This window comes from Flavobacterium sp. (assembly GCF_044376915.1).
Taxonomy (GTDB): Bacteria; Bacteroidota; Bacteroidia; order Flavobacteriales; family Flavobacteriaceae; genus Flavobacterium.
Window position 1 is genome coordinate 1 of sequence record NZ_JBILKB010000113.1, and the last position, 4,370, is coordinate 4,370.

4 protein-coding genes are annotated in these 4,370 nt (G+C 34.8%); 1 reads left to right on the forward strand and 3 read right to left on the reverse strand.

Going from position 1 to position 4,370, the window contains the following annotated elements:
• Positions 1–2,137, reverse strand: a 2,137-nt coding sequence (locus ACIQ6Z_RS09245) for a SusC/RagA family TonB-linked outer membrane protein (protein ID WP_396210597.1), incomplete at its 3' end; no start/stop codon positions are given.
• Between the two features lie 194 nt (positions 2,138–2,331).
• Here ACIQ6Z_RS09245 and ACIQ6Z_RS09250 point away from each other — a divergent pair.
• The gene (locus tag ACIQ6Z_RS09250; RefSeq protein WP_396210598.1) at positions 2,332–2,931 is read left to right on the forward strand and encodes a ribonuclease HII; all 600 of its coding nucleotides are present in this window, start codon (positions 2,332–2,334) and stop codon (positions 2,929–2,931) included.
• A gap of 71 nt (positions 2,932–3,002) precedes the next feature.
• On the opposite strand, the gene lipB is transcribed toward ACIQ6Z_RS09250, so the two are convergent.
• On the reverse strand, positions 3,003–3,716 hold the full coding sequence (gene lipB / locus ACIQ6Z_RS09255; RefSeq protein ID WP_396210599.1) for a lipoyl(octanoyl) transferase LipB: 714 nt from the start codon (positions 3,714–3,716) through the stop codon (positions 3,003–3,005).
• 123 nt (positions 3,717–3,839) lie between these two features.
• A partial coding sequence (locus ACIQ6Z_RS09260) for a hypothetical protein (RefSeq protein WP_396210600.1) occupies positions 3,840–4,370 on the reverse strand: 531 nt, incomplete at its 5' end.

Below are 4,370 nucleotides of genomic sequence, written 5' to 3' on the forward strand. Positions count from 1 at the left end.
CCACAGAACCTGAAACTCTATTGTCAAATAAACCAAACTCAATTCCAGCATCAAATTTATTTTGAATCTCCCATGTCAAACCAGTTGTTCCAAATTGAGATGGAAACATACCTCCTCTATTATTATAACTACTAGTCCCTAATAAAGTTTGAAATTCATTCAAACCAATTGCATTATTACCAGTTGTACCATAAGAACCTCTTAATCTTAATAAATTAACAACTGAAATATTTTTCATGAAACTTTCTTTATCAATGTTCCACGCACCACCTGCAGAATAAAAAGTACCCCATCGTGTAGGAGCACTAAATCTAGATGATCCTTCTCTTCTGGCAGTTAAATCTAATAAAAATCTATCTTGGAACTTATAATTTACAATTCCTAAATAACTCAAGTTAGACCAATCATCAAAACTAGAACTAGCATCTTTATTAGCAGCTGCATTTGCAACATTAGTAAATCCAATTGGTAAAACCTCTCCAGATGCACTAATAAAGTTTAATTTATTTTGCTGGAATTCGATCAAACCTTTGAAATCAAATTTATGATTTTCTCCTAATGCCAGACGATAGTCGATCGAATTTTGAGCAACATAGTTAAAATTTCTTGATACACTAGCAGATGCATTACCACCAACTCCTATACCATCTCCATGAACTGCATCATTGAACCCTTTATATGAGTTCATAGTGTAATCAAATGATATTCCACCGTTATAAACTACATCCTTAGTGATTTTATAAGATACTGTATTATTTGACATCAAACGTGTTAAATCATTATCACGGATACTTTTTTCTGCAGTATACAATGAATTATGTAGACCAGTAGCAGGTAAAGCAAAAGAACCATCAGCATTATAAGGTGCGTTCCACGGACTCATAAAGTTTTTAGTCAAATTGGGATTAGAGAAGAAGGCACCTTGTTCTAGTACACCACCTTGCTTTACATTAGAAACATTAATGCCCGTTTTTAAATCCCATTTATCTGTTAGTTTTCGAGTGTAATTAAAGTTAGCACTTACACGGGTAAATGCCGATCCAATTACTGTAGCCTCAGTTTTGTTATATCCAACAGAGGCAAACATTGTAGATTTGTCATCCCCAGCCGAAACAGAAAAATCAAGATTATTAATTAAAGCATCTTGATTCTTAACTAAATCACCCCAATTGTACTCTTTTTCTCCACCAGCAATCCAAGCCCTTAAGGCAGCAGTATTGGTAGCTTGATTGGTTGTGGCCCACGCAAGTGTGTTTTCTCTGGTAAAACCTCTTGCTTCGCCAAATACATTAAAAATTGACTCAAGTAATAATTCTTTTTTCTCAGCACCTGTTAAAGGCCTTAACCCTTCTACAGCGTTGTTTTGAAAACCAACACTTGAACTAAAATTAAATTTAGCGTCTCCTTTTTTACCTTTCTTAGTTGTAATTAAAATTACACCATTTGCACCTCTTGCTCCATACACAGAAGTAGCTCCAGCATCTTTAAGAACCGTCATAGATTCGATATTATCAGCTGCAATTGAAGACAATGTAGAAAGTGAACTCACATTGGCACTTCCAGAGAAGTTGCCATTGATCATTGGTATTCCATCAATTACAAATAATGGATCATTACCGGCATTGATAGAGTTACGACCTCTAATTCTAATGTCTTGAGTGGATCCAGGTGTACCAGAAGAAGTTGACATTTGTAATCCGGCAACATTTCCTTGCAATGCCTGATCTACAGAAACCATTGGTGCTGCTTTAATTTTATCACCACTTACAGTTGATACATTTCCTGTTACTTCGTTTCTTTTTTTAACTTGTCCGTAACCAATAACCACAACTTCTTCCAAAGTATTCCCACTTTGAAGTTTCACATTGATTGTATTAGAAGCTCCCACTTTAGCAGTTGCATCTTGCATTCCCACAAAAGTGATTACTAAAACATCTCCAACTTTGGCTTTAATAGCATACTTACCATCAAAATCAGTTTGAACACCATTTTTTGTTCCTCTAACTATTACGTTAGCTCCAGGAATGGGTCCTGTTCCATCTGAAACAACCCCAGAAACTGTTTTCTCTTGAGCAAAAGAAAACTGCATAGATAACGCCAATAAAAGCGTGTAAATCCACTTGATTTTAAATTTCATAATACAATTAATTTTGAATTAGTTTGAACAAATATCTTAATTATTTCTTAATTAACAAATAATTACAAAAATAAAAACACATTTAACAAGTGTTTACGAATTTAAAATGTGTTAAATCAATTTTAAATCCAAAATATTTTTTTAAATATAAATACAACTATTTTTACCTAATTTTATAACTCAAATTTAGTTAGATGTTACAACTACAATTCTCCCATTTTTCAATTGAATCTGGCACTGACGAAGCGGGCCGTGGCTGCCTTGCAGGACCTGTTACCGCAGCAGCTGTTATTTTGCCTGAAAATTTTGAAAATAATATCCTGAATGATAGCAAGCAGTTAACTGAAAAAGCTAGAGCACAATTACGTCCTATTATAGAGGAGCAAGCTGTTTCATTTGCAGTTACTCATTTAGAACCTTTAGTCATTGACGAAATCAACATATTAAATGCTTCGATTAAAGCGATGCAGGATAGCATTTTGAAATTGAATCCAAAACCGGAATACATTATAGTAGATGGGAATCGGTTCAAACCTGTTTTAGATATTCCGCATAGTTGTATTGTAAAAGGAGATGCAAAATTCATGAGTATAGCGGCTGCTTCGGTCCTGGCCAAAACCTACCGAGACGAGTATATGAATCGGATTCACGAAGAATATCCTATGTATAATTGGAAACAAAATAAAGGCTATCCCACTCAAGAACATCGAGAAGCCATTAGAAAATATGGGGTAACCAAATACCACCGCATGAGTTTTAGATTGTTGCCGGAACAGTTGAAACTGGAATTATAGAGTTTTAGACTTCTTAGATCTTTAGATTTCAAGAGGAATCTTATTATCAAAAAATCTAACTTTCTAATTATCTATTGATCTTGTGATCTAATAAGGGAACATTCAAACAATTGAGCAAAATGATTAAGAATTTTAGCTTTCACTTCATCTTCATCTACTTTTTCCACTTCTAATTCGACATTCAAAGAAGTAACCGCTTTGCCGCGAATGCCACAGGGAATTATATTGTCAAAATAACCTAAGTCAGCATTTACATTTAAGGCAAATCCGTGCATGGTCACCCAACGGGAAGCGCGAACACCCATAGCGCAAATTTTTCGGGCAAATGGAGTTCCAACGCCCAACCAAACACCTGTCTCTCCATCGCTTCTGCCACAAGTCAATCCATATTCAGCAAGCGTTAGGATGATGGCTTCTTCCAAAAGACGTAAGTATTTATGAATGTCGGTAAAGAAATTTTCCAAATCCAAAATAGGATAACCAACAATCTGACCCGGGCCATGATAGGTTATATCTCCTCCCCGATTGATTTTATAAAAGGTAGCGCCTTTAGATTCCAATTGCTTTTCGGAAAGTAACAAATTACTCAAATCACCACTCTTCCCTAAAGTATAGACATGAGGATGCTCCACAAAAAGAAAATAATTAGGCGTAGGCAAATTGGTTTCGTCTTTTCTATTTTGGATTTTTAAATCGACAATTCCTTTAAACAATTCCTCTTGGTATTCCCAAGTGGCTTTGTAATCTTTGTTCCCCAGATCTTGTAATTGGATTTGTTTATTCATTTGTCATTACCAAGGACGAAAACATCTTTAGTCGTTCCTTTTTTTGTTTGTGTGCCAAAGGTACAAAGTTTTGAAAACAAAACATGTTTCTTATAACTATGATAACCCGAAAGTTATAACTTCTTACTCTAAAATCACTTCTAAATTTGTCAATTCCGGATTGGTTACTACTTCAATAAGAGAAAACGTCAATGTTAAAGATTTTTTGTCAGCACTAATAACAGCTTTAGTATTTGAAACGGATTGAATTGGTTTTGGAAAATAGTATCTCAACTCAAAACTTTGTTTCAATGGAAATTTTGCAATACGCTCCTTAACAGTAGCCAACTTGTCTTGCTGCTTTTTGAGTTCAACGGGATCGGTTATTTTGACGATGCGATTGAATCGGGTTCCATCAAATGAGAATGCAACTGAATAATAATGTTCTTCGGCACTTAACGCATAATTATTTTGAATGTTATCGGCATAATTTTCTGTTTTATACAAATCGGCGACATCCGAAATAGTTTTGAATTGCTGTGAAAGCTGTGTGCGAAACTCTTTTTCATAGGAACTTTTCTTGATTTTGACCTCAACTGGAAAGTGCTTTTCGTAAACCGATTTTTCAAATGGTGAAAGTTTAGCAAAGGTTTCTCCGTATTTCTGGGCATAATC